Source organism: Komagataeibacter xylinus, from assembly GCF_004302915.1.
GTDB lineage: Bacteria > Pseudomonadota > Alphaproteobacteria > Acetobacterales > Acetobacteraceae > Komagataeibacter > Komagataeibacter xylinus_C.
In genome coordinates, this window is record NZ_QQBI01000002.1 from 19,336 (window position 1) to 43,905 (window position 24,570).

A 24,570-nucleotide genomic window follows, 5' to 3' on the forward strand; every position below is an offset into this window, starting at 1 on the left:
AGACCGAGCCGGATGTCCCTCTTCCCCGCCACCCGTGGCACAGCCTTCCCCCCCGCACCCCGCAGCCGTGGCCCGCGCCGTACGCTGGCGGCCACCCTGCTGGCCTGCCTGGCGCTGGTGGGGCACCAGCCCGTGGCCAATGCCCGCAGCGCCCATGCCATTGCCCAGCAGGCCCAGGCGGCGGAAGATCAGGATGCCATTGTTGCCACCGTCAATGGCGCGGTGCTGACCAAGCGCGACATCGACACGCGCGGACGGCTTTTTGCGCTCTCCTCGGGGCTGGATGTGAGCGATGATGTGATGCAGCGCCTGCGCCCGCAGATCGTGCGCCAGCTGATCGATGAAAAGCTGCGCATGCAGGAAATGCTCGATCGCCACATCAACGTACCCCTCCAGCAGATCGCGGATGCCATTGCCGGCATCGAGCAGCGCAATGGCATGCCCCAGAACGCGCTGCGCAACAAGCTGGCGGAAGATGGCGTGTCGCTTACCACGCTGATCGACCAGATCCGCGTGCAGCTTGGCTGGTCGCAGGTGCTGCGGCAGGAAACGGCGGAGCATGGGCGCATTACCGCAGCCGAGATCGAACAGCGCATGGCCGCGCTCAAGCGCGAAGACGGCAAGCCGGAATACATGATCAGCGAGATCTTCATTCCCGTCGAGGACCAGCGCCACCCCGAAGGCGAACTGAAATTCACCGAGACCATCATTCAGGAACTGCGCGAGGGCGCGCCCTTCCCCATTGTCGCGGCCCAGTTCTCGCAGGGGCAGAGCGCGCTTGACGGCGGCATGATGGGCTGGACGCAGGAAGACGGACTCGACCCGCAGGTGGTGACCGTCGCGCGCCAGATGCCCGATGGCGCCATTTCCAACCCCATCCGGGTGGCGGGGGGTTACGTGATCGCCACCATCGCCGAGCGCCGCACGGTGGGCCACCAGATGGTGACCGTGCTGTCCATCCGGCAGGCCTTCTTCCCCTTCGATGCGCCGCTCGACCCCGAGAACCCGACGGACCAGCAGAAGCAGACGCTCGATGCCGCCAATGCCTTTTCCACCACGGCCAAGAACTGCGACCAGGTGGAAGCGCAGAACAAGAAAAACGGCGAAAAGCACCCCTCTGACCCCGGCGACCTGATGCTGAACCACCTCAACCCGCAGATGCGCGAGGTGCTCGAGCCGCTCCCGCCCGGCAAGCCCAGCCACCCGCTGGTTTCGGTGGATGGCATTCTAGTGCTGATGGTCTGTTCGCGTGAAGAGCGCAACATCGCCATCCAGACGCCCAGCCAGATTGCCGATCACCTGCTGAGCGAGCGCGTGGAGCAGACCTCGCGCCAGCTCAACCGCGACCTGCAGCGCCGTGCGATCATCGACATGCGCTCCAAGACCTGAGTGCTTTCATGACCATGCCACAACGCCCCCACGGGCTTGAGCCGCTGCGCGATACCATCGCGCGGCATGGGCTGGATGCCCGCAAGGCGCTTGGGCAGCACTTCCTGCTTGATCCGGGCATTACGGCGCGGATCGCGGCCCTGGCGGGCGACCTTGCGGGGCAGCATGTGGTCGAGGTCGGCCCCGGCCCCGGCGGCCTGACCCGCGCGCTGCTTGACACGAAGGCGGCCAGCGTCATCGCCGTCGAGGTCGATCCACGCGCAGTGGCGGTCATTACCGAGCTTGCGGCGCACGCACCGGACCGCCTGCAGATCATCGAGGCGGACGCCATGCGCCGGGATCTCGCCACGCTGTGCCCCGCCCCGCGCCAGATCATTGCCAACCTGCCCTACAATGTGGGCACACCGCTGCTGGTGGGCTGGCTGCGGCAGGCAAGCGCGTGGTCGCGGCTGACGCTCATGTTCCAGCAGGAAGTGGCCGAGCGTATCTGCGCCGCCCCCGGCTCCGACCATTACGGCCGGCTGGGCGTGCTGGCGCAGTGGACATGCCGCTGCGGGGTCATGATGCATATTCCCCCCGGCGCGTTCTCGCCGCCGCCCAAGGTCCACTCCGCCGTGGTGGGGCTGATCCCGCATGCCGAGCAGCCCGATGCGGCCCTGTTCCGCGCCATGGAGCAGGTCACGGCCGCAGCCTTCGGGCAGCGGCGCAAGATGCTGCGCGGGTCGCTGAAATCCATTGGCGGCGAAGCACTTCTGGCCGAAGCGGGAATTGAGGGCAGCCGCCGGGCGGAGACGCTCGAGATCGCGGATTTCGACCGCCTCGCCCGCCTGCATGCCCGCCGCAGCGCCGCCGTAACCTGAAGAGATAAAAGTTTTTGGTGAAGCTTTTTGCAAAAAGCTTCAGGAGAATGCCGCCTTTCTGAAAAAAGGCAGCGCCCGAAAACTTTTATTCTGTTGCGGCTTACGCAGCACTTTCCACCCGCTGCCCGCGCGCCATCATATAGTCACGCGCCAGCGGCAGGGCATCGATTTCACGCGAGAGCGTGAGCTGGAAGTTCATGTGCCCCTGCACGCGAAATGCCAGTTCCGACACCACCAGATAGAACTCGAACATGCGGCAGAAACGCTCATCATACAGCCGGGCGATCTGGGCGCGCCGGGCTGCGAACCGGGTGCGCCAGTGAGCGATGGTGCGGGCATAATGCAGGCGCCATATCTCGCAGTCAGCCAGCCACAGCCCGGCCCGTTCCACCGCCCCCACCACCTCGCTCACGGCGGGGGAATAGCCACCGGGAAAGATGTAGCGGTCAATCCACGGATTGGTCACGCCCGGGCCTTCCCTCCGGCCTATGGCGTGCAGCACCATCACGCCATCGGGCCGGAGCGCGCGGCGCATGGCGGCAAAGAAGGCAGGATAATGCGCCACCCCCACATGCTCGAACATGCCGACTGAAATGATCCGGTCATACTGCCGGGCCACGGTGCGGTAATCGAGCAGCTCGAAGCGCACCCTGCCCTCCAGCCCGGCAGCACGCGCCCGGCCCTGGGCAATGTGCAACTGCTCGCGCGACAGGGTAATGCCGGTGACATACGCGCCGTAATCACGCGCCAGCGTCAGCCCCAGGCCACCCCAGCCACAGCCGACATCCAGCACGCTCATGCCGGGGCGGTGCAGGTACAGCTTGGCGGCAAGATGATGCTTCTTGGCCGCCTGCGCCTCGGCCAGCGTTTCGTGCCCGGTGGGAAAATAGCCGCAGGAATACTGCATGTCCTCATCAAGGAAATGCCGGTACAGCGTGCTGTCGAGGTCATAATGGTGGGCGACATTACGCCGGGCGCGCTGGCTGGTATTATTTTGCAGCCACGACCGCGCCATGTAGCGCAGGGTGGAAAACACGCGCTCGCCCGCCGGGCTCCGCTCCATCACGTTGCGCATGAGCACATGCATCAGCTCATACAGCGTGCAGCCCACGGGGTATAACGTGCCCGCCATGTAGGCCTCGCCCACCTTCAGCGCGGGATCGAGCAGCAGGGCACGCGCGGTGGCCGGATCGGCAAGGCGCATGGCGGCCTCCGGGCCGGGCCTGCCCACGTAGATGCGCCGGTCTCCATCAGGGTAATAGACCTCGAGCCGGCCTGATGTGATGAAATGGGCGAACGCCCGGTCCAGCAGTACAGGCGCCATCGGTCTTCTCCCCGCATGCCTCATGCTGCAACCCGAACGGCAAAAGCCCGGAAGAGTTTCCTCTTCCGGGCTTTCACAACCACTCCAGCCACCCGCCAGGCGGGTTGCAGGGTCAGGTCAATCAGACAGCCGGGGTTTCCTCGATGGCGGTCTCTTCCGAAACTTCGCCCTCGGTTACCACGCCTTCGTCAGCCAGTGTGGGTTCGTCGTCGATATCAACGCCGATTTCCTCGCCACGGGCCTGACGCTCTGCTTCTTCCTCAGAGCGGGCAACATTCACGGTGACCTGCATGGACACTTCCGGGTGCAGGGCAACGCTTACGTCATACAGGCCAAGCTGCTTGATCGGCTCGGGCAGGATCACCTGGTTGCGGGTGATGGTCAGGCCGGCCTTGGTCGCCGCTTCAGCGATGTCACGGGTCGTGACCGAGCCGTACAGGCTGCCGCTGTCACCCGCCTGGCGGATCAGGATGACCGACAGGCCGTGCATGCGCTCGGACAGGCGCTCGGCCTCCTCGCGGTTCTTGAGGTTCTGGGCCTCAAGCTGCACGCGCTCACGCTCGAAACGCTCGCGGTTATGTGCGTTGGCGCGGATCGCCTTGCCCTGGGGCAGCAGGAAGTTACGGGCATAGCCCGGCTTCACCGTGACGATCTCGCCCATCTGGCCCAGCTTCTCGACGCGCTGGAGCAGGATGAGTTCTACTGCGGACATGATTCTGCCTCCCTCAGCTTACAATGTAGGGCAGCAAAGCCAGGAAACGCGCACGCTTGATGGCCTGGGCCAGTTCACGCTGCTTCTTGGCGGAGACTGCCGTGATGCGGCTGGGAACGATCTTGCCACGCTCGGACAGGAAGCGGCTCAGCAGGCGCACGTCCTTGTAGTCGATCTTCGGCGCGTTGGGGCCGGAGAACGGGCAGGACTTGCGACGACGGTAGAACGGACGGCGCGCGCCAACCGCAACGCGGCGGGCGGCGGGGTTGATCTCGGTGGTTTCAGACATCAGCTCTTACTCCGCTTCGGCGCTGGCAGTGGCGTTGGCGCGCTGCTGTTCTTCACGCTCGTTACGGGCGCGGAACTCCTCGCGGTCATCGAAATTGCGGCGCGTGCCACGACCGCTCTCGAAACGGCCGGTGGGCTTGGGCCCACGGAAGCCACGCTCACGCTCATCGCCCTTGCGCGACAGGATGACCGAGGGAGCCTCGTCGATCTCGTCGATGCGCAGGGTCAGGACGCGCAGGATATCTTCGTTCAGGCCGAGCTGGCGCTCGATTTCCTTGACCGCGGCAGAAGGCGCATCAAGGCCGAGGAGCATGTAATGGCCCTTGCGGTTCTTCTTGATACGGTAAGCCAGCGTACGCAGGCCCCAGTATTCGCGCTTCTTGATGGAGCCGGACTCGGCTTCCAGATAGGTGGCGATGCCATCAGCAATGGCTTCGACCTGCTGCTGCGACACGTCATTACGTGCAATCAGCACGGTTTCATACAACGGCATTGGAACTCCCTTCGGATCACTTCAACCCCCGCATGGACGGACACGGTCCGCCATGTTGCCCATAGGGCACGGGTATAGCCGGGAGCGATGCCACGCACCCGGCAGGGAAGGAGCGGGTTGAAACACAAACCCCGTCCCTGCACAAGGAAAAAGTACGGTTTACTTCGGATCTTTCGGCGCCAGCCACGTAAAGACGGGCTCGGGCGAGACAAGCTGCGGCTCATCATGGCGGAACCCCGTGACCGACTTGACCACCGCGAGCGGCACGTCAAGCATCGGGCCGGGGTCACGGGTCTCGCCCTGCGCCATCAGGGCGCGGGTGGCGGCAAAGGCCTCCTTGTGCAGCATGGGCACGGCGGGCGGGGCCTCGCCGCGTATGTCGAGCGCGAGCATCTCCCCTCCGCGCCCGTCATGCACCACGCTCCAGCGCTCCTCGCCCGCCTCATAGCCCTGGGCCTGGCTGACGGGGTCGACGCTCCCGACATCGCATGTGACCAGCTTGCCCTCGCGCACCAGGGTCCTGCGGTCATAATCGGCCAGAAGACCGCTATCGTTATCAACGCGGATAACAAACCACCCGTTGGGCAGGTCGGCTATGGCATAAGGCGCCTCACCACCCGGGTCCGGCGTGCCGGTGTCACGCAGGCCAAGCGCATCGATCAGGGCAGCCCGATCAACGCCGTGGAATTTGTAATAGGATACGTCGAACTCCATTTCCCTCTCTCCAATTATGGGACAGGAAGGAAATGGTAACGGTTTTGTGTTATAACAATATCTGGAATACTATTTTTATGCGCATGCCTGCATTCAGGCCAGCCGCAGCCGCGCGGGCGGCACAAGGCCGAGCGCATGCGGGATGGTCCATACCTCATGCAGGGTGCGCACCTTGCGAAAGCCTGCCCGCAGGTAATTGGGCAGGGCGCGCGGATGGTCGGCCGAGCAGGTATTGACCCTGACCACGGCAGGCCGCAGCCCCCAGGCCCGCGCCACCATGTTGTGCAGGAAGGCCTGCCCCACCCCGCGCCCGATCCATGCGGGCAACAGGCCGAAATAGGCGATGTTCACGTCAGGCGCGTAGCGGCTGTCAAGTTCGCAGAAACCGGCGGGCTCACCGCCATCATAAAGCACATGCACGGCAATGCCGGGGCCCGAGAGCAGGCGGGCAAGCTCGGCATCGGGCATGACGCGGCGCAGCCACCAGCAGTAATCCTGCCCCACCGCATCATACAGGGCGCGGTACCACGCCACCCCGGGGCGGAAGGTCTGGCGGATGCTGTAGCCCGGCGGCAGCGCCGGGGGGATCCCTGGTGGCGGGCGGTCCATGCACAGGAACGTCACATCCACCCCGATCCGTGTTCCACCCCCATCCGGCTCATCGCGGCTGGGGGCACATGGAACCTCAGTTATCATCAAGGAACGAGCGCAGCTTGCGGCTCCGGCTCGGGTGCTTGAGCTTGCGCAGCGCCTTGGCCTCGATCTGGCGGATACGCTCGCGCGTCACGTTGAACTGCTGGCCCACTTCCTCCAGCGTATGGTCGGTATTCATGCCGATGCCAAAGCGCATGCGCAGCACGCGCTCCTCACGCGGGGTGAGCGAGGACAGCACCCGTGTCGTCGCCTCGCGCAGGTTGGTCTGGATCGCGGCATCGAGCGGGATGACGGCAGCCTTGTCCTCGATGAAGTCACCAAGGTGGCTGTCTTCCTCATCACCGATCGGGGTTTCGAGCGAGATCGGCTCCTTGGCAATCTTGAGCACCTTGCGCACCTTTTCCAGCGGCATGCCCAGCTTCTCGGCCAGTTCCTCGGGTGCGGGCTCACGCCCGATCTCGTGCAGCATCTGGCGCGAGGTGCGCACCAGCTTGTTGATCGTCTCGATCATGTGCACGGGAATGCGAATGGTGCGCGCCTGGTCGGCGATCGAACGCGTAATGGCCTGGCGGATCCACCATGTCGCGTAGGTGGAGAACTTGTAGCCACGGCGGTATTCGAATTTGTCCACCGCCTTCATCAGGCCGATATTGCCTTCCTGGATCAGGTCAAGGAACTGCAGGCCGCGATTGGTGTATTTCTTGGCGATCGAGATCACGAGGCGCAGGTTGGCCTCGATCATTTCCTTCTTGGCGCGCGCCGAATCCCGCTCCCCGCGCGAAACGGTGGCATACACGCGACGGAACTCGCCCACCGGCAGCCCGGTTTCCTGCGTCAGCTCTGCCACCTGGTTGCGCAGGCGGATCACCGTCTCGGCATGCTTGGCCAGGAAGTTCTTCCACGACTTGGCGGGCAGCCCCGCCACCATGTCCATCCAGCCCGGATCGAGTTCGCGGCCACGATATTTGAGCAGGAAGTCATCACGCGAGACGCGGGTGCTCTCGGCCAGGCGCAGCATGCGGCCCTCGAGGCCGTTGAGGCGCTGGAAGATTTCCTTGAGGTGCTCGACCAGCACCTCGATGCGGGCATTGTGCAGGTGAACCTGCTGCACCTTGCCCACCAGTTCCAGGCGCAGCTGCTCGTAGCGGCTTTCCTCATCGGGGGAGATTTCAAGCCCGGCGGTAAATTTTTCCAGCCGCTCGGCCTGCACCTTGTGCAGCGCCTCATACAGCGCCTCGACTTCCTTGAACTGCTCGAGGATCTCGGGCTTGAGCTTTTCCTCCAGCGCGGAAAGCGACAGGCCGGCACCTTCGCCCTCACCCTCGCCTTCGCTCTCGCTTTCCTCGGCCTCCTCGGTCTCGTTGCCCTCGTTCTCGGTAAAGGCATCGTCGCCTTCAGCGGCCTCGGCGGGGTCGTTGCCGCCTGCCTGCATGGCCTCGAGGTCAACGATGTCGCGCAGCAGCATCTCACCGGCCTTGAGCCGCTCATGCCATGAAATGATGGCGCGGAAGGTCAGCGGGCTTTCGCACAGGCCGCCGATCATCTCGTCGCGGCCGGCCTCGATGCGCTTGGCGATCGCGATCTCGCCCTCACGCGAGAGCAGCTCGACCGAGCCCATCTCGCGCAGGTACATGCGCACCGGGTCATCGGTGCGGCCAAGGCTTTCGGTATCGACGTTGCCGGCAGCGGGTTCCTCGCTCTCGGTCTCTTCCTCGGCGGTGTCGTCGCTCTTGGTTTCAGCCGCGGGGGCGGCCTCGGTGTCGTCGTTATCCTCGTTCTCGACCACCTGCATGCCCATCTCGGACAGTGCGGCCATCACATCCTCGATCTGCTCGGAGGACATCTGGTCCTGCGGCAGGACGGCGTTGAGTTCGTCAAACGTGATGTAGCCGCGTTCCTTGCCGCGCGCGATCAGCTTCTTTACGGCGCCGGAGCGGGTGTCCAGCAGGGTTGTATCGTTGTCCTGATCCCCTGAAGCCGTGTCCGTACCCGTGGCTGTCTTTGTCGCCATGCCCGATCAATCCCTACCCAGCAAATCCGTTTACTCGCGTGCGCCCGAACCGGCCCGCGCACAGGGGCCGCGCCCTTGTTCCCGCCCCCTTCGCGCAGCGGGACAGGATACGGCCAATCATACCGTTTTCATCTGCATTTGTCTGGTGCAGGTGGTCGATAACATGGTCGAAGTCAAGGGCAGGCGCGCCCCATTTCATGCAATCGGCCCATTTTCCGCCTCATTCCTCCTCCTCATCGCCGCCGCGGCGCAGGGCGTCGAGGGCGATAAGGCGGGTGCGCAGGCTGTTCCATTGTGCCTCATCCGGCGTGCCCGCGCACAGGCGCTCGGTATCGGCGCGCAGCTCGGCGGCGAAGCGCTCGACGTCAAGCAGCCCGTAGAAATGCCACCACTCCTGCACGGGGTCGGTGTCAAACAGGTCGGCATCGGCGGCCTGCCCCCGCCGCCCGCGCGTGGCGTCCACGCGCTGGCGCACATCGGCAAGGCCCGCTTCGGCCAGCCGGGACGCGAGTTCGTCCGCATCGGGCAGTGCGCCATTGCGGTCATACAGGTCGAGCAGTTCCTCGCGCAGGGCGGCGAGGTCGGGGGGCAGCTCAAGGCTGCAATAGGCATCCTGCACCACGTCAAGCACGCTGGGCTGCTCGATCAGGATGGCGCTGAGAATGCACTGGCGCTGCAGGTCGGCGGCCATGGGGGCGACCGGGGCCGTGGCCACGGGCACCCTTTTTGCGCCACCGCGCCCATCGCGGCGGAAGGTCTGGAAAAAGCTGTCGAGCAGGGTCGAGCGGTATTCGGCCGCCAGCGTCTTGTCGGGTATGAGGGCCGCCACCGCCACGAGCCTGCGCCGTAGGGCCGCGCGCTGCTCGGGGCCGGGGTCGCGCACGCCCTCGCTCATCAGCCCGAACAGCACCTGCCCCATCGGGCGCGCGCCCTCGATCATGGCGGCCATGGCGGCACTGCCATGGCGGCGCACGAGGCTGTCGGGGTCTTCGCCCTCGGGCAGGGTGCAAAAGCGCAGCGTGCGCTCGACATTGAGCAGCGGCAGCGCGGTCTCCGCCGCCTTCACCGCCGCGCGCTGGCCCGCGCCATCGCCATCGAAGCACAGCACGGGGGCGGGGGCGACCTGCCACAGCGCCTCAAGCTGCTCGGCGGTGAGCGCCGTGCCCAGCGGGGCGACCGCGCCATGAAAGCCTGCCTGATGCAGTGCGATCACATCCATGTAGCCTTCAACCACCAGCAGCTCGGCCCCTGCCCCGCTGCCGCGCACGCCCTCGCGCGCGCGGTCCAGGCCGAACAGCACCCGGCGCTTGGAGAAGATCGCGGTCTCCGGCCCGTTGAGGTATTTGGGCTGGCCATCACCCAGAATGCGCCCGCCAAACGAGACCAGCCGCCCGCGCCGGTCGCGGATGGGAAAGGTCACGCGGTTGAAGAACAGCTCGCGCTGCGGCGCGCCACTCTCATCGGCGCGCATCACCCCCGCATCACGCAGCATGGCGGGTGTTATGTCGAGCCTGGCCATTTCGGCCACCAGTTCGCCCCGCCCGGCACCCGACCAGCCCAGGCCGAAGGCGGCGATGGTCTCATCGGTCAGGCCACGGCCGCGCAGGTAGGCCAGCCCCTCGCGCCCTTCGGGTTCATGCAGGCGGCGCTGCCATGACTGCTGCACGGCCTCGAGCACATCGCCCAGCGTGCGGGCCTGCTCGGCACGTTCGCGCCGCACCGGGTCGGGCTTTGGCATGTCCATGCCCGCCGCGGTGGCCAGTTCCTCCACCGCCTCGGGGAAGGAGCGGCCCTCGCTCTGCATGACAAATGTAATGACATCGCCATGCGCCTGGCAGCCAAAGCAGTGGTAGTGGTCGTCATAGACGTAGAACGATGGCGTCTTTTCCCCGTGGAAGGGGCAGCACGCCTTCCAGTTCTTCCCCGAGCGCACCAGCTTGGTGCGCCGCCCGATCACGGGGGCGATGGGCGTGCGGGCACGCAGTTCGTCAAGGAATGCGGGGTCAAGCGCCATCGTATCCGGACTCCGGCGCGATCAGGCCGAAAGCCGCGCGCGCACGACAGCCGAGGCGCTGGCCGGGTTGAGCGCCGCGCCAAACTGCTCCTTGAGGGCTGCCATGACCTTGCCCATGTCCTTCATGGAGGTGGCATCGGTGCGCGCGATGGCTTCGCGCACGGCGGCCTCGATGGTGGCGTCATCCAGATCGGGGGGCAGGTAGTCGCGGATGATCGCGATCTCGGCCTCTTCCTTCTCGGCCAGTTCGGGGCGGCCGCCCTTGATGTACATCGCCGCCGATTCCGTGCGGGACTTGATCATGCCGCGCAGCATGGAAATCACCGCCTCATCGCTCACCTGGTCCTCGCCCTTGGCGCGGCCTGCGATATCGACATCCTTCAGCTTTGCCGTAATCATGCGGATGGTGCCGACCTTTTCGCTCTGGCCAGCCTTCATGGCGGTTTTCAGGTCATCCATGAAACGTGCGCGCAGGGACATGCTGTCAACTCCTCTGCCCGGCGGGAGGGCACGATGCCCCCTTGCATGCCGGGAATAATTTTCCCAATGTCTCGGTGCAAGGGTATGTGGGAATTTTCTTCCCAATTACCAGAGACGCTGTTAGGCAATACTCCCGGAAGGGACATCATCCAATGCCGATGACGATAGAAAGTATTATCGAACGCCTTGGCGGGGCCGAACAGGCCGCGAAGCTGGCTGGCGTCAGCACCGAGGCCATTCGCAAATGGCGGCAGGCCCGCGCCATTCCGCCCAAGCACTGGACCACCGTGCTGCGCGCCACCGGCCTGTCACTGTCCGACCTGCAACCCGCTACAGAATCCGACCGACCGGAGCCCCCGATGAGCACGTCAAACCCGATCGCACCGGCCGACAGGCCCAAAGCTGCGACAGCCGCCCTGATCCTGGCCGATGGCACCATCCTGTGGGGGCGCGGATTCGGTGCGCACAGCACGGAGCGCGCGCTGGGCGAGATCTGCTTTTCCACCGGCATGACCGGCTACCAGGAAACGCTGACCGACCCCTCCTTCGCAGGCCAGATCATTACCTTCACCTTCCCCCATATCGGCAATACCGGCACCACGCCGGAGGATGATGAGGCCACCGCCATCAACGCCCGCGCGCTGGTGGTCAAGGAAGACCTGACCGCGCCCGCCAACTGGCGCGCGACCGAATCGCTCGATGCATGGCTCAAGGCGCAGGGCGTGCCGGGCATCTGCGGCATCGACACCCGCGCCATCACCCGCCGCATCCGCGAGGGCGGACCGCAGACGGCCATCGTGGCCTATCCCGCCGATGGCGAGTTCGACATCGCGGCCCTGCAGGCACAGGCCCGCGCCTGGCCGGGGCTGGAGGGCATGGACCTTGCGCGTGAAGTGACCTGCGCCAAGGCTTACGGGTGGAGCGAAGGCGTGTGGCAGTGGCCGCATGGCACCGCCCCCCTGCCCGCCAAGCGCCGCAAGGTGGTGGCCGTTGATTATGGCGCCAAGCGCAACATCCTGCGCTGCCTCGCCTCGGCTGGCTGTGACGTGACCGTGGTGCCCGCCACCACCACGGCGGAGGAAATCCTCGCACTCGACCCCGCGGGCGTGTTCCTGTCCAACGGGCCGGGCGACCCGGCGGCCACCGCCACCTATGCCGTGCCCGCCATCAGGGGCGTGCTGGAGGCGGGCAAGCCGGTCTTTGGCATCTGCCTCGGCCACCAGCTTCTGGCCCTCGCACTCGGTGCGAAAACCTACAAGCTGGCGCGCGGCCACCGGGGTGCCAACCAGCCGGTGAAAGACCTTGAAACCGGCAAGGTGGAAATCACCAGCCAGAACCACGGCTTTGCGGTGGATGACAAGTCGCTGCCCGCTGACGTGCGCGCCACCCATACAAGCCTGTTTGACGGCTCGAACGAGGGCATCGCCACCAGCCGCTACCCGGCGTTCTCGGTGCAGTACCACCCCGAGGCCAGCCCCGGCCCGTCAGACAGCCACTACCTGTTCCGCCGTTTTGTCGACCTGATCGACACCACAACCAAGACCGCGTGAAAGCCGACCCGACATGCCCAAACGGACAGACATCAGCTCCATCCTGATTATTGGCGCCGGCCCGATCGTGATCGGCCAGGCGTGCGAATTCGACTATTCCGGCGCACAGGCGTGCAAGGCCCTGAAGGAAGAGGGCTACCGCGTCATTCTGGTCAACTCCAACCCCGCCACGATCATGACCGATCCGGGGCTGGCGGATGCGACCTATATCGAGCCCATCACCCCGGAATTCGTCGAGCGCATCATACTGCGTGAAAAGCCCGATGCGGTGCTGCCCACCATGGGCGGCCAGACGGCGCTCAACACCGCCATGGCGCTCGACAAGTCCGGCTTCCTCAAGAAGCACAATGTCGAGCTGATCGGCGCGAACGCCGAGGTGATCGACCGCGCCGAGGACCGCCAGAAATTCCGCGAGGCGATGGACGAGATCGGCATCGAGAGTCCGCGCAGCCTGATCGCCCATACGCTGGATGAGGCCCGCGCGGCCCTTGCCACCGTGGGCCTGCCTTCGGTCATCCGCCCGTCCTTCACCATGGGCGGGTCGGGCGGCGGCATTGCCTACAACAAGGAGGAGTTCGACCGCATCGTCACCTCCGGGCTTGATGCCTCCCCCACCACGGAAGTCCTGATCGAGGAATCCGTGCTGGGCTGGAAGGAGTATGAGATGGAGGTCGTGCGCGACACGGCTGACAACTGCATCATCATCTGCTCCATCGAGAACATCGACCCGATGGGCGTGCATACCGGTGATTCCATCACCGTCGCCCCCGCCCTGACCCTGACCGACAAGGAATACCAGCGCCTGCGCGACATGTCGCTGGCCTGCCTGCGCAAGATCGGGGTGGAGACTGGCGGCTCGAACGTGCAGTTCGGCATCAACCCGGCCGATGGCCGCGTGGTCGTGATCGAAATGAACCCGCGCGTGTCGCGCTCCTCTGCACTGGCATCCAAGGCCACGGGCTTCCCCATTGCCAAGATCGCGGCCAAGCTGGCAGTGGGCTACACGCTCGATGAACTGACCAACGACATTACCGGCAGCACGCCTGCCTCGTTCGAGCCCACGATCGACTACGTGGTGGTCAAGATCCCGCGCTTCACGTTCGAGAAGTTCCCCGGCACGCCGGCCCTGCTGTCGACCAGCATGAAATCGGTTGGCGAGGCGATGGCCATTGGCCGCTCCTTCCCCGAGGCCATGCAGAAGGGCCTGCGCTCGATGGAAATCGGGCTGGCGGGTCTGGACCCGGTCGAGGCGCCGGGCGATGGCGGGCCGGATGCGTTCCGCGCTGCACTTTCGCAGCCGCGCCCCGAGCGCATCCTCATGGCAGCCCAGGCCCTGCGCGCGGGGCTGAGCGTTGAAGACATTCACGATGCCTGCCGCTTCGAGCCGTGGTTCCTGCGCGAACTGGCCAAGATCGTGGCTGCCGAGCACGCGGTAGTGCGTGACGGCCTGCCCGAGGATGCCGACAGCCTGCGCGCACTCAAGGCCATGGGCTTCTCCGACATCCAACTTGCCCGCCTGTCGGGCACGCAGGCCGAAGAAGTTGCCAGGCTGCGCGAAGGCCGGGGTGTTACCCCGGTGTACAAGCGCATCGACACCTGTGCCGGTGAGTTCGCCTCCCCCACGCCCTACATGTATTCCACCTATGAAGGCGGTTACGGCGTGCCGGAATGCGAAAGCAGGCCGACGGACCGCAGGAAGATCGTCATCCTTGGTGGCGGGCCGAACCGCATCGGCCAGGGCATCGAGTTTGACTACTGCTGCGTCCATGCCGCCTACGCCCTGCGCGAGGCCGGGTTCGAGACCATCATGGTCAACTGCAACCCCGAGACCGTCTCGACCGACTATGACACATCGGACCGCCTGTATTTCGAACCGCTGACCGCCGAGGACGTGATCGCCCTGATCCGCCGCGAGCAGGAGAACGGCACGGTTCTGGGCTGCATCGTGCAGTATGGCGGGCAGACCCCGCTCAAGCTGTCGCGCGCGCTCGAGGCCGCGGGCATTCCGCTGCTCGGCACCCCGGCTGATGCGATTGACCGGGCCGAGGACCGCGAGCGCTTCCAGGCCATGCTGCACAAGCTCGGCCTGCGCCAGCCCGCCAACGGCATCGCCCGCAGCCCGGCGGAGGCCGAGGCCGTGGCCGAGAAGATCGGCTACCCGGTCGTGGTCCGCCCGTCCTACGTGCTGGGAGGGCGGGCAATGGAGATCGTGCATGACCGTGCGAGCCTGCAGCGCTACATGCGCGTGGCGCTCCAGCTTGCGGGGGCCGAAGTGGCCAACGGCCCGGTGCTGATCGACCATTACCTCAATGATGCGATCGAGGCCGACGTGGACTGCATTGCCGATGGCAGGGAAGTCTATGTGGCAGGCGTGATGGAACACATCGAGGAGGCGGGCATCCATTCGGGTGACAGCGCCTGCTCGCTGCCGCCCTACACGCTCTCGCCCGCCATCGTGACCGAGCTCAAGGCCCAGACCGAGGCCATGGCGCGCGAACTGGGCATTGTGGGCCTGATGAACGTGCAGTACGCGATCAAGGGGCAGGAGATCTTCGTGCTCGAGGTCAATCCCCGCGCCTCGCGCACCGTGCCCTTCGTGGCCAAGGCGACCGGCGTGCCGGTGGCCAAGATCGGCGCGCGCGTCATGGCTGGTGCCAAGCTGGCCGAGTTCCGGCTTGATGACCGTGCCGTGGCCCCGCATGTGGCGGTGAAGGAGGCGGTGTTCCCCTTCAACCGCTTCCCCGACGTGGACACGATCCTCGGCCCCGAGATGCGCTCGACGGGTGAAGTCATGGGGCTTGATGCCTCGTTTGAGCGGGCCTTCGCCAAGTCGCAGCTTGCGGCAGGCGTGAAGCTGCCGCTTTCGGGCACGGTGTTCCTGTCGGTGCGCGACAGCGACAAGGCTGCAGTCAAGTCGATTGGCCGCCTGCTGGTCGAGATGGGCTTCAGGGTCGTGGCAACCCGCGGCACCGCCAAATACCTGCGTGAAGCCGGTGTTGCGGTGGACGTGATCAACAAGGTGCTCGAAGGCCGCCCCAACTGTGTCGATGCCATCCGCTCGGGCGAGATCCAGATGGTCATCAACACCGCCCAGGGCGCCCAGGCGGTGAGCGACAGCTTTGACATCCGCCGCTCCGCACTCACCCACGGCATTCCGCACTACACCACCATTGCGGGAGCCAGGGCTGCAACGCATGCCATTTCGGCCATGCGCGAGGGGGTTCTTGAAGTCGCGCCGCTTCAATCCTATTTTAAGGGATCATTCTGAGCGCATCGCCACAACGCGGGTGGTCTGCTGGTCCCTGGGCTGGCAGGCTGCCCGCGTCGTATTACAGGCAATACGCCCGGACACAGCAACCAACCGTCAGTTGCGGAAACTGACCTTCACCTCGGGGACAAACCTTGCAGAAATTTCCGATGACAGCCCCCGGGCTCGAACGGCTTGAAGACGAACTGCGCAAGCTCAAGAGTGAAGAACGCCCCGCGATCATACGCGCCATTGCCGAAGCGCGGAGCCACGGCGACCTTTCGGAAAACGCGGAATACCATGCCGCGCGTGAGCGCCAGTCCTTTACCGAAGGCCGCATTCAGGAACTTGAGGAAATCGTCTCCTCCGTGGAGGTGATTGACCCGGCCTCGCTCTCGGGCGACCAGGTCAAATTCGGCGCGCGCGTCAAGCTGGTGGATGAGGAAACCGACAAGGAAGCCACCTACCAGATCGTGGGCGTGTACGAGGCCGACATCAAGCAGGGGCTCCTGTCCATCTCCTCGCCGCTGGCCAAGTCGCTGATTGGCAAGAGCGTGGGCGACAGCGTGTCCGTGCCCGCCCCCGGCGGTGACCGGACCTACGAAATCCTGGAAGTTACCTACGGCTAGGCCATAAACCCGTGATCACGCTTGAAGATATCACCGCCGCCGCACAGCGGATAAAGGGGCGCGTACTCCACACGCCCACCATACCGTGCCAGACCCTCTCGCGCGCAACCGGCGCGGATATCGTGCTCAAGCTCGATAACCTGCAGGCGGTGGGTTCGTTCAAGGAGCGCGGGGCAGCCAACAAGCTTGCCCTGCTCACCCCACGCGAGCGCGAGCGTGGCGTGATTACCGTCTCGGCAGGCAACCATGCGCAGGGCGTGGCCCGCCATGCTTCCCTGCTTGGCATTGACGCGGTGATTGTCATGCCGCGCTTCACGCCCGCCGCCAAGGTCACGCGCACGGCTGCGTGGGGGGCGACCGTTGTGCTTGAGGGCGACAACTTCGCCGAGGCCACGGCGCATGCCAACATGCTGTGCCAGCGCGAGGGGCGGGTATTCGTCCACCCCTATGATGACCCCGAGATCATGGCCGGACAGGGCACGTTCGCACTCGAACTGTTCGAGGATGCAGGCCCGCTTGACACCTTCGTCTGCCCCATTGGCGGCGGCGGTCTGCTCTCGGGCTGCGCCGTGGCCGGGCGGGCGCTCCAGCCGGGCATGGACATCATTGGCGTGCAGGTGGAAAACTTCTCATCGCTCGCGGGCTTCCCCGGTGATGAGGTGATGCCGCCGGGTGGCGCCACCATTGCCGAGGGCATTGCGGTGCTGCAGATCGGCCGCCAGCCGCTCGAGGTCATCCGTGAACTCGTATCAAGCGTGCTGGTCGTGCCTGAAAGTGCGATCGAGACCGCCATCACCATGCTGGCCGAAGGAGCCAAGCAGGTGAGCGAGGGTGCGGGCGCCACGGCCCTTGCCGCCGTGCTGACCTACCCCGAACTGTTCCGGGGCAAGCGCGTGGCGCTGCCCATTACGGGTGGCAACATCGACAGCCGCATCCTGGCCAATACCCTGCTGCGCTCGCTGCTGCGCGACGGGCGGCTTTTGTGCCTGAAGATGGAAATACCCGACCGCCCCGGCGTACTGGCCGACATCTCGCGCAAGATTGGCGATGAGGGCGGCAACATCATCGAGGTCTCGCACCAGCGCCTGTTTACCACGCCCAGCGTGCAGGCCGCCGAGCTTGAGGTCATGATCGAGGCCCGCGACCCCGAGCATGCCCGCGCACTCGAGGCCGAACTGGCCAAGACCTATATCGTGCGCCGCGCCTGACGCGGGCACTCAAAAAGCTTCGAAGAATGCCGCCTTTTTGAAAAAAGGCGGCACCCAAAAACTTTTATCGTTTTTTATCAAGGAATTGTTTTCAAGCAGTTTCTTGAAATCACAGACCTGCGGGGCAGCATATAGCTCCGTGGGTTTCATTTCGTGCCGAACAGGCGGTCGCCCGCATCGCCAAGGCCCGGGCGGATATAGCCGTGCTCATCCAGCCCGCGATCAATGGCGCAGGTCACGATCCGCACATCAGGGTGTGCGCGGCGCAGGCAGGCCACCCCTTCGGGCGAGGCGAGCAGGCACACGAACACCATCCTGTTGCACCCGGCCTGCTTCAGCCGGTCAATGGCCGCCACGGCGCTGTGGCCCGTGGCCAGCATGGGGTCGACCACAAGGCAGATGCGGTTGCCGATATCATCAGGCAGCTTGAGGTAATATTCGACCGGCTCCAGCGTTTCAGGGTCGCGATACAGCCCGACATGGCCAATACGCGCCGAGGGCACAAGGTCGAGCAACCCGTCAAGGATGCCATTGCCCGCGCGCAGGATGGAAACAAGGCACAGCTTCTTGCCCGCCAGCCGCCGGGCCTCCATGCGCTCCATGGGGGTGTCGATTTCCACCGGCTCAAGCGGCAGGTCGCGCATCGCCTCATAGCCAAGCAGCAGGCTGAGTTCACGCGCAAGCCTGCGGAATTCCCCGGTCGCGGTCTGGCGTTCGCGCAGCAGCGTCAGCTTGTGCTGCACCAGCGGGTGATCGACAACAACAACACCCGCATCATGCGGGGTGGCAGGCTCGGTCATCTTTATTCCTTCTAAGGGTCATGAAAGTTTCCGGGCGCGGCCTTCTTCGGAGCTGTTTGAAAAACGCTTCGCCAAAAACTTCCTTCCGGCGCATGCTTCAGTCGGCACCGTCACGTGGCACGAATGTCAGGGCCAGCCCGTTCATGCAATAGCGCAGGCCGGTGGGCGGCGGCCCGTCGGGAAAGACATGGCCCAGATGCCCGTGGCACTGCGCGCAGTGCACCTCCGTGCGGGTCATGCCGTGGCTGGTATCGGTGGTGGTGCCCACCGCGCCGGGAATGGCCTCGAAAAACGAAGGCCAGCCGCTGCCGCTTTCATATTTCGCGCCGGAATAAAACAGTGGCGCGCCACAGCCCGCGCAACGATATTCACCGGCACGCTTTTCGTTATTCAGCGGGCTGGAGCCGGGGCGCTCGGTGCCGTGTTCGCGCAATATGCGCAACTGTTCGGGGCTCAGGCAGCCGCATGCGGCACCTTCCCTGCTTGCGGGATCAGACATGGCTGCTTCCTTCCTTGGCTACAGAGGCATTTGACGCTGAACGCTTTTAGGGCATCATGCCACACAAAATAAAACAGGGAGAAAATAACCCCATGAACGACCATGAATCGGTGAACAGGCCGCCCCGCCCCGTCATGCTGGTGGTGCTTGATGGATTCGGCTGGCGCGAGGATGAAGCCAATAACGCGGTAAAAGCCGCGCGTACCCCCGCCTTTGACAAATTATGGGCAACCGGCCCCCGTGCCTTCCTCAAGACGTGTGGCGAGGACGTGGGCCTGCCGGGCGGCCAGATGGGCAATTCCGAGGTGGGTCACCTCAATATCGGCGCGGGCCGCGTGGTCATGCAGGAACTGCCGCGCATCACCGCAGGCCTGGCTGATGGCACGGTGGCAGACAGCGCCGTGATGCGTGATTTCATTGCCGCGCTGAAAAAAACCGGCGGCACCTGCCACCTCATGGGCCTTGTCTCGCCCGGGGGCGTGCATGCCCACCAGGACCACGCGGTAGCCCTTGCCCACATCGTGCGCGCAGCGGGCGTGCCGGTCACCATGCACCTCTTTACCGATGGGCGCGACACCGCGCCGCAATCCGGGCACGGCTATGTGTGCAGACTGCTCTCGGCCCTGCCCGAGGGCACGCGCATCGGTACCGTATCGGGCCGCTATTACGCCATGGACCGCGACCGCCGCTGGGAGCGGGTGGAAAAGACCTACAACGCCATCGTGGCCGGTGAAGGCCCGCATGCGGGCGATGCGCTCGATGTGCTCGACAAGGCCTATGAGGCCGGCACTACCGATGAGTTCGTGATCCCCACCGTCATTGGCGAATATGGCGGCATGCGCGATGGCGACGGGGTGCTGAGCTTCAATTTCCGCGCCGACCGCATCCGCCAGCTGCTCGATGCGCTGCTTGAACCCGGCTTCGAGGGCTTCACGCGCGTGAAGCTGGTCAACCTTGCTGCCGTCACCGGCATGACCCGCTACAGCGACCGGCTGGCCGAGCTGATGACCGTGCTCTTCCCGCCCGAGGCGCTGCATGACCTGCTGGGCGATGTGGTGAGTGCGGCAGGGCTGAAACAGCTGCGCATGGCCGAGACGGAAAAATACCCGCACGTGACCTACTTCCTCAATGGCGGGCGCGAGGCGCAGCTTGCGGGCGAGGACCGGATCATGGTGCCTTCCCCCAAGGTCGCGACCTATGACCTCCAGCCCGAGATGTCGGCTCCCGAACTGACCGACCGCGCGGTCGAGGCGATCGGCAGCGGCAGATACGACCTGATCGTGCTCAACTTCGCCAATGCCGACATGGTGGGCCATACCGGCGTGCTCGCCGCCGCCATCAAGGCGGTCGAGGCGGTCGATACCGGGCTGGGCCGCATTGCCAGGGCCATCGAACACGCAGGCGGGGCATTGCTGGTCACCGCCGATCACGGTAATGCGGAAACCATGTTCGACCCCGAAACCAACGGCCCCCACACCGCCCATACGCTCAACGTGGTGCCCGTGGTGCTCGCGGGCGGGCCGCAGGGCGTGGGGCTGCATGATGGCCGCCTGGCCGACCTTGCGCCCACGCTGCTACAGCTCATGCACCTGCCCCAGCCCGCCGCCATGACCGGGCACTCACTGCTGGATGGGTCCACGCCATCCTGACACCACGCCTGCATGCTACAGCCCGCTGGCCGCTCCGCCTGGCCAGCGGGTTCCTGCTTTCATGCGCAATACACGCACCTGCCGGGGCCGTACCTACCCATGCGGCGGGCGGTACGTCCCATGCCCATACCGGCCATGCCACGCACGCAACACCCCATGCCCCCACGGCCAGCGAGCAGCGCATCCGCCAGCAGCTTGAAGCCGCACGCAGCGCGCATGAAAACCTGCTGGCGCGCGAGCAGCAGCAGGCCCACGACCTCGAGGCCCGTCGCAGGGAGCAGCAGCAGGCCCGCGAGCAGGCCCGCGCGGATGCGGAAAAAGCGGCCAGCCTGTCCGCCGCCACGGTGGATGCCACGGCACGCCTGCAACAGACCGAGCAGCAGGCCGCCGATATTGACGACCGTATTGGCGACCTGCATGCCGAGCAGGCGGCCCTGCGCCAGCAGCTTGCCGCCCAGGTCGCCCGCCTCGCCCCCCTGCTGCCGCTGGTCGAGCGCCTGTCGCTCTACCCCGCTGACACATTGCTGGCCGTGCCGCTGCCAGCCGACCGCGCCGTGACCGGCCTGCTGGTGGTGCATGGCATGATGGCCGATATCGCCCGGCAGGCCCACGCCATACACGACCGCCGCGCCCGCCTGCTCGCCCTTGATGATGAACTCGGCCGCCAGCAGCAGCAGATGCGCCAGGTGGTCAGCCAGCGCGAAAGCCAGCGCGATGCGGTCAACCGCGCGGCCCGTGCCGCCCTTGAGGCCCAGCAGCGCTCGAACGCCGCGGCCGAAAGCGCCACCCAGGCGGTGGAAGAGGCCGCCCGCCGCGCCTCAAGCGTGCAGGACGCCATCACCCGCATCGAGGAAACCGAAGATCAGGCCGAAAAAAAACTCGAGCAGGCCGCCCGCGCTGCCGAGCGCGCGCATAACATGCAGGCCGCCACCGCAGCGCGGCGCCAGGCGCATGAAATGGCCGATGGCGCAGGCCCCGGCATCAGCACCACGAACGCCAGCGCGGGCGCGCCCGTGGCGGGCACGGTGCTGACCGGTTGGGGCCACCCGACCGAAAGCGGGCCCGCCACCGGCATCACCTACGCACCACCTTCACGCGCGAGCGTACGCGCGCCATGCACGGGGCGCATTGATTTTGCCGGGCCGTTCCGTACCTATGGCCAGATGATGATCCTTGACTGTGGCAAGCATTACCGCTTCGTGCTCGCGGGCCTTGGCGAGATCGCGGTGGCGGCGGGCCAGCAGGTCAGCCGCGGGGCGGCAGTGGGCCAGATGCCGCAATGGAGCGGCGGCGGCGCGCGCCCCACCCTGTTCGTACAGCTGCGCCACGGGGGGAGCACGGTCAATCCGGCGCCATACCTGTAATGGCGCGCAAGGCGGTTTTATCCCAGCACGGGTTCGGTATATGCTACCGACCCGTGACGGATGGGCAAGACCACGTTACAACGCAACGCGAAGATTACGTGCAGGCCTGCCGGAGCATGGCGGCGGGCACCCAGGAGACAACGACGCATGAAATTCCGTAATGGCCTGCTGATCGGTTGCGCCTTTCTTGCAGGGATCGTGGCGGCCCCGCAGATTGCCCACTATTCAGCCAGCAGGTGGGGCGGCCTCGCCCCCATGGCCCATGCGGCGGATGCAGTCTCGAAGGATGACAATTCCCCACAGGAAATCGAACAGCTCATGTTCCTGTTCGGTTACGTGCTGGAGAAGGTGAAGGCCAATTATGTCGAGCCGGTCTCCACGCGCGACCTCATCACCAACGCGCTCAACGGCATGCTGAGCGGGCTGGACCCGCACTCCTCCTACATGACCGAGAAGCAGTTCTCGGACCTGCAGGTCCAGACCAAGGGCTCGTTTGGCGGCCTCGGCCTGGAAGTGCAGGGCGAGGACGGGCACGTGCGCGTGGTCTCCCCCATTGATGACACGCCTGCAGCGCGCGCAGGCATCAAGCCCGGTGACTTCATCGTGGCCATTGATGGCAAGAACATCGATGGCCAGCCGCTCGATCAGGTCGTGACCCGCATGCGCGGCAAGCCCGATACCCGCATCACCCTGACCCTGATCCGTGAAAAGACGCCCAAGCCCGTTATCGTCACCCTCACGCGCGCCATCATTCCGCTGCAGGTCATCAAGTCCGCGCTGTATGACAATGTGGGTTATATCCGAATCGCGCAGTTCAACGAGGAAACGCAGTCCGGCCTGATGACAGCCTATAAAAAGCTGCAGGCCCAGACCCATAACAAGATGGCAGGCCTGATCATCGACCTGCGCTCCGACCCCGGCGGGCTGCTGACACAGGCGATCGACGTGGGCTCCGACTTCATCCGCAGCGGCGAGATCGTCTCCACCCGCGCCCGCCACACGCAGGACAGCCAGCGCTGGGATGCGCATAACACCGACATTACCGGCGGCCTGCCCATTGTCGTGCTGATCAATGGTGGCTCGGCCTCGGCCAGTGAAATCGTGGCCGGCGCGCTGCAGGACCACCAGCGCGCCGTGCTGCTGGGCGAGAAGACCTTTGGCAAGGGCTCGGTGCAGACCATCCTGCCCATTCCCGGCGAGGGTGCGATCCGCCTGACCACGGCGCGCTACTACACGCCATCGGGCCGTTCCATCCAGGGCCTGGGTATCATCCCCGACATTCCCGTGCGCGAGGCGCATGATGATAGCGGCTACAGCATTCACGAGGCCGATCTCGCGCATATCATCAAGAACCGGGGCGGCAACACCGCCCAGCCGCCCACGCGCACCGACCTGCCCGCCATAGCCAAGGCCATCCCGACGCAGCCGCCCGCGAACTGGCCCGAATTCGACCCGACCAAGCCCACGACCGACTTCCAGCTTCAGGAAGGGCTGCGGGTCGTGCGCGCCATGGCCGGGCTGCCGGTGCCCCCCGAGCCGCCCGCACCCCCGGCTGGCAAGGCGCCTGCCACCGCTGCTGCCACACCAGCCCCCAAGGCCGCGCCGCCTGCCGCCCCGTCGCCTGCGGCCCCCACCACCACGCCGGATGCAACGCCCCCCGCAACCCCTGCCCCTGCGCCCGCACCGGCGGAGAAGCAGGCCCCCGCGGCCCCGGCAACGCCTGCGGTTCCCGCCGCACCGGCTCACCCCTGATCGTGCCGGAAGACCAGCCTTTGACCAGCAAGACCACCCTGCCCTACCGCCCCAATGTGGGCGCGCTCGTGTTCAACCCGCGCGGGCAGGTGCTTGTCGCCCGCCGCACCGACATGCCGGGCGCAGGCGGCCCACCGGAGGAAGGCGTTTGGCAGTGCCCACAGGGCGGCATTGATGAAGGCGAAACCCCGCAGGTTGCCGTCTTGCGCGAACTGCATGAGGAAATCGGCACCGACAGGGCCGAGATCCTGGCCGCCTACCCCGAATGGCTCAGCTACGACCTGCCCGCCCACCTGATTGGCAAGGCGCTTGGCGGCCGTTACCGGGGACAGACGCAGCAGTGGTTCGCCCTACGCTTTACCGGGCAGGACGGGGACATACGGCTGGATACCCACCAGCCCGCCGAATTCGATTTATGGAAATGGGTGGCGCTTGCGCAGCTACCCCACCTGAATGTTGGCATCAAAAAAGATATTTATGCCAAGCTTGCCACCTATTTCGCGCCTTATGCCACTGCCAGCTGAGGCATAAGGCTCGCCTGCGCCAGGGCTGTCCATGTCTTGCCACTGAGCAGCGGAGCGAGGCACAGCGTTGCCGCATCGGCTGCCGTAATCCAGCGCAGTTCGGCAATCTCGGCCGCGACAGCGGGCGTGCCGTCAAGCCGCCCGGTCCAGATGCGGGCCTGCACGGTATAACCCGGCTCATTGGCGGCGGGCGCTGAAAAATCGCCAGCCAGTTCTGCCCCCAGTGTCAAGGCGCAGCCCAGTTCCTCATCGATTTCACGCCGTAACGCCTGCTCCGGGCTTTCACCCGCCTCCGGCTTGCCGCCGGGCAGCATGAAGGCCTTGGTGCCACGCTTGCGCACGACCAGCAGGCGTTCGCGTTCAATAACGGCTGCACAGACAACCCGGATTATGCCTGCCATGATCCCTC

The 24,570-nt window shown here is 65.5% G+C and carries 23 protein-coding genes; 10 read left to right on the top strand and 13 right to left on the bottom strand.

Annotated features, from left to right (window positions below):
* Window positions 1–12: 12 nt before the first annotated feature.
* Both DV027_RS01780 and rsmA read left to right on the top strand, forming a co-directional pair.
* A complete protein-coding gene (locus tag DV027_RS01780; protein ID WP_207303394.1) occupies window positions 13–1,389 on the top strand; it encodes a peptidylprolyl isomerase in 1,377 nt (458 codons plus the stop codon).
* Window positions 1,390–1,397: 8 nt separating this feature from the next.
* Complete coding sequence (rsmA, locus tag DV027_RS01785; RefSeq protein ID WP_130730278.1) at window positions 1,398–2,249, top strand: 16S rRNA (adenine(1518)-N(6)/adenine(1519)-N(6))-dimethyltransferase RsmA; 852 nt, start codon at window positions 1,398–1,400, stop codon at window positions 2,247–2,249.
* Between the two features lie 100 nt (window positions 2,250–2,349).
* Here the strand turns inward: rsmA and DV027_RS01790 are convergent, their stop codons facing one another.
* From DV027_RS01790 to DV027_RS01830, 9 genes are all read right to left on the bottom strand, one after another.
* Window positions 2,350–3,573 carry an SAM-dependent methyltransferase gene (locus tag DV027_RS01790; RefSeq protein ID WP_130730279.1) on the bottom strand — a complete coding sequence of 408 codons (1,224 nt, stop codon included), beginning with the start codon at window positions 3,571–3,573 and terminating at the stop codon, window positions 2,350–2,352.
* A gap of 121 nt (window positions 3,574–3,694) precedes the next feature.
* On the bottom strand, window positions 3,695–4,285 hold the full coding sequence (gene rplI, locus DV027_RS01795) for a 50S ribosomal protein L9 (RefSeq protein WP_061271280.1): 591 nt from the start codon (window positions 4,283–4,285) through the stop codon (window positions 3,695–3,697).
* Window positions 4,286–4,298: 13 nt separating this feature from the next.
* Window positions 4,299–4,574: a 30S ribosomal protein S18 gene (rpsR, locus tag DV027_RS01800; protein ID WP_061271282.1), complete on the bottom strand. Its 276-nt coding sequence runs from the start codon at window positions 4,572–4,574 to the stop codon at window positions 4,299–4,301.
* 6 nt (window positions 4,575–4,580) lie between these two features.
* Window positions 4,581–5,066, bottom strand: a complete 486-nt coding sequence (rpsF, locus tag DV027_RS01805) for a 30S ribosomal protein S6 (RefSeq protein ID WP_061271284.1) — start codon at window positions 5,064–5,066, stop codon at window positions 4,581–4,583.
* Between the two features lie 159 nt (window positions 5,067–5,225).
* Complete coding sequence (locus tag DV027_RS01810) at window positions 5,226–5,780, bottom strand: hypothetical protein (RefSeq protein WP_130730280.1); 555 nt, start codon at window positions 5,778–5,780, stop codon at window positions 5,226–5,228.
* 93 nt (window positions 5,781–5,873) lie between these two features.
* Window positions 5,874–6,476, bottom strand: coding sequence for a GNAT family N-acetyltransferase (locus tag DV027_RS01815; RefSeq protein ID WP_130730415.1), 603 nt, complete (start codon window positions 6,474–6,476; stop codon window positions 5,874–5,876).
* Entirely contained in the window at window positions 6,466–8,445 is a 1,980-nt protein-coding gene (gene rpoD, locus DV027_RS01820; RefSeq protein ID WP_130730281.1) for an RNA polymerase sigma factor RpoD, read from the bottom strand. Before rpoD ends, DV027_RS01815 begins: the two co-directional genes overlap by 11 nt.
* A 220-nt stretch (window positions 8,446–8,665) precedes the next feature.
* Window positions 8,666–10,459, bottom strand: coding sequence for a DNA primase (gene dnaG / locus DV027_RS01825; RefSeq protein WP_130730282.1), 1,794 nt, complete (start codon window positions 10,457–10,459; stop codon window positions 8,666–8,668).
* 21 nt (window positions 10,460–10,480) lie between these two features.
* Window positions 10,481–10,939: a GatB/YqeY domain-containing protein gene (locus DV027_RS01830; protein ID WP_130730283.1), complete on the bottom strand. Its 459-nt coding sequence runs from the start codon at window positions 10,937–10,939 to the stop codon at window positions 10,481–10,483.
* A 152-nt stretch (window positions 10,940–11,091) separates the two neighbouring features.
* Here DV027_RS01830 and carA point away from each other — a divergent pair, with 152 nt between their 5' ends.
* The 4 genes from carA (at window position 11,092) to DV027_RS01850 (ending at window position 17,573) form a co-directional block, all read left to right on the top strand.
* A complete protein-coding gene (gene carA / locus DV027_RS01835) occupies window positions 11,092–12,489 on the top strand; it encodes a glutamine-hydrolyzing carbamoyl-phosphate synthase small subunit (RefSeq protein WP_130730284.1) in 1,398 nt (465 codons plus the stop codon).
* A gap of 13 nt (window positions 12,490–12,502) precedes the next feature.
* The gene (gene carB / locus DV027_RS01840) at window positions 12,503–15,757 is read left to right on the top strand and encodes a carbamoyl-phosphate synthase large subunit (RefSeq protein ID WP_130730285.1); all 3,255 of its coding nucleotides are present in this window, start codon (window positions 12,503–12,505) and stop codon (window positions 15,755–15,757) included.
* Between the two features lie 134 nt (window positions 15,758–15,891).
* A complete protein-coding gene (gene greA, locus DV027_RS01845; RefSeq protein ID WP_078524521.1) occupies window positions 15,892–16,365 on the top strand; it encodes a transcription elongation factor GreA in 474 nt (157 codons plus the stop codon).
* Between the two features lie 11 nt (window positions 16,366–16,376).
* On the top strand, window positions 16,377–17,573 hold the full coding sequence (locus tag DV027_RS01850; protein ID WP_130730286.1) for a threonine ammonia-lyase: 1,197 nt from the start codon (window positions 16,377–16,379) through the stop codon (window positions 17,571–17,573).
* 146 nt (window positions 17,574–17,719) lie between these two features.
* Here the strand turns inward: DV027_RS01850 and upp are convergent, their stop codons facing one another.
* Both upp and msrB read right to left on the bottom strand, forming a co-directional pair.
* On the bottom strand, window positions 17,720–18,373 hold the full coding sequence (upp, locus tag DV027_RS01855; protein ID WP_130730287.1) for a uracil phosphoribosyltransferase: 654 nt from the start codon (window positions 18,371–18,373) through the stop codon (window positions 17,720–17,722).
* A gap of 97 nt (window positions 18,374–18,470) precedes the next feature.
* Window positions 18,471–18,872 carry a peptide-methionine (R)-S-oxide reductase MsrB gene (gene msrB / locus DV027_RS01860; protein WP_130730288.1) on the bottom strand — a complete coding sequence of 134 codons (402 nt, stop codon included), beginning with the start codon at window positions 18,870–18,872 and terminating at the stop codon, window positions 18,471–18,473.
* 92 nt (window positions 18,873–18,964) lie between these two features.
* Here msrB and gpmI point away from each other — a divergent pair, with 92 nt between their 5' ends.
* The gene (gpmI, locus tag DV027_RS01865; protein ID WP_130730289.1) at window positions 18,965–20,521 is read left to right on the top strand and encodes a 2,3-bisphosphoglycerate-independent phosphoglycerate mutase; all 1,557 of its coding nucleotides are present in this window, start codon (window positions 18,965–18,967) and stop codon (window positions 20,519–20,521) included.
* A 59-nt stretch (window positions 20,522–20,580) separates the two neighbouring features.
* Here gpmI and DV027_RS17810 read toward each other — a convergent pair whose 3' ends face one another.
* Window positions 20,581–20,889: a hypothetical protein gene (locus DV027_RS17810; protein ID WP_242621694.1), complete on the bottom strand. Its 309-nt coding sequence runs from the start codon at window positions 20,887–20,889 to the stop codon at window positions 20,581–20,583.
* On the opposite strand from DV027_RS17810, the gene DV027_RS01870 reads away from it, so the two are divergent.
* The 3 genes from DV027_RS01870 (at window position 20,866) to DV027_RS01880 (ending at window position 24,161) form a co-directional block, all read left to right on the top strand.
* A complete protein-coding gene (locus DV027_RS01870) occupies window positions 20,866–21,885 on the top strand; it encodes a murein hydrolase activator EnvC family protein (RefSeq protein ID WP_242621695.1) in 1,020 nt (339 codons plus the stop codon). The two genes, DV027_RS17810 and DV027_RS01870, sit on opposite strands and share 24 nt — an antisense overlap.
* Before the next feature lie 147 nt (window positions 21,886–22,032).
* Window positions 22,033–23,637, top strand: coding sequence for a S41 family peptidase (locus DV027_RS01875; RefSeq protein WP_130730291.1), 1,605 nt, complete (start codon window positions 22,033–22,035; stop codon window positions 23,635–23,637).
* Window positions 23,638–23,657: 20 nt separating this feature from the next.
* Window positions 23,658–24,161 carry an RNA pyrophosphohydrolase gene (locus tag DV027_RS01880; RefSeq protein WP_130730292.1) on the top strand — a complete coding sequence of 168 codons (504 nt, stop codon included), beginning with the start codon at window positions 23,658–23,660 and terminating at the stop codon, window positions 24,159–24,161.
* Here DV027_RS01880 and DV027_RS01885 read toward each other — a convergent pair.
* Window positions 24,143–24,562, bottom strand: coding sequence for an NUDIX hydrolase (locus DV027_RS01885; protein ID WP_130730293.1), 420 nt, complete (start codon window positions 24,560–24,562; stop codon window positions 24,143–24,145). The genes DV027_RS01880 and DV027_RS01885 overlap by 19 nt on opposite strands.
* Between the last annotated feature and the right edge of the window lie 8 nt (window positions 24,563–24,570).

Coding starts and splice junctions, on each gene's coding strand:
- DV027_RS01780 (WP_207303394.1), top strand. CDS start 13: ATGTCCCTCTTCCCCGCCACCCGTGGCACAGCCTTCCCCCCCGCACCC.
- rsmA (WP_130730278.1), top strand. CDS start 1,398: ATGACCATGCCACAACGCCCCCACGGGCTTGAGCCGCTGCGCGATACC.
- DV027_RS01790 (WP_130730279.1), bottom strand. CDS start 3,573: ATGGCGCCTGTACTGCTGGACCGGGCGTTCGCCCATTTCATCACATCA.
- rplI (WP_061271280.1), bottom strand. CDS start 4,285: ATGTCCGCAGTAGAACTCATCCTGCTCCAGCGCGTCGAGAAGCTGGGC.
- rpsR (WP_061271282.1), bottom strand. CDS start 4,574: ATGTCTGAAACCACCGAGATCAACCCCGCCGCCCGCCGCGTTGCGGTT.
- rpsF (WP_061271284.1), bottom strand. CDS start 5,066: ATGCCGTTGTATGAAACCGTGCTGATTGCACGTAATGACGTGTCGCAG.
- DV027_RS01810 (WP_130730280.1), bottom strand. CDS start 5,780: ATGGAGTTCGACGTATCCTATTACAAATTCCACGGCGTTGATCGGGCT.
- DV027_RS01815 (WP_130730415.1), bottom strand. CDS start 6,476: ATGATAACTGAGGTTCCATGTGCCCCCAGCCGCGATGAGCCGGATGGG.
- rpoD (WP_130730281.1), bottom strand. CDS start 8,445: ATGGCGACAAAGACAGCCACGGGTACGGACACGGCTTCAGGGGATCAG.
- dnaG (WP_130730282.1), bottom strand. CDS start 10,459: ATGGCGCTTGACCCCGCATTCCTTGACGAACTGCGTGCCCGCACGCCC.
- DV027_RS01830 (WP_130730283.1), bottom strand. CDS start 10,939: ATGTCCCTGCGCGCACGTTTCATGGATGACCTGAAAACCGCCATGAAG.
- carA (WP_130730284.1), top strand. CDS start 11,092: ATGCCGATGACGATAGAAAGTATTATCGAACGCCTTGGCGGGGCCGAA.
- carB (WP_130730285.1), top strand. CDS start 12,503: ATGCCCAAACGGACAGACATCAGCTCCATCCTGATTATTGGCGCCGGC.
- upp (WP_130730287.1), bottom strand. CDS start 18,373: ATGACCGAGCCTGCCACCCCGCATGATGCGGGTGTTGTTGTTGTCGAT.
- msrB (WP_130730288.1), bottom strand. CDS start 18,872: ATGTCTGATCCCGCAAGCAGGGAAGGTGCCGCATGCGGCTGCCTGAGC.
- gpmI (WP_130730289.1), top strand. CDS start 18,965: ATGAACGACCATGAATCGGTGAACAGGCCGCCCCGCCCCGTCATGCTG.
- DV027_RS01875 (WP_130730291.1), top strand. CDS start 22,033: ATGAAATTCCGTAATGGCCTGCTGATCGGTTGCGCCTTTCTTGCAGGG.
- DV027_RS01885 (WP_130730293.1), bottom strand. CDS start 24,562: ATGGCAGGCATAATCCGGGTTGTCTGTGCAGCCGTTATTGAACGCGAA.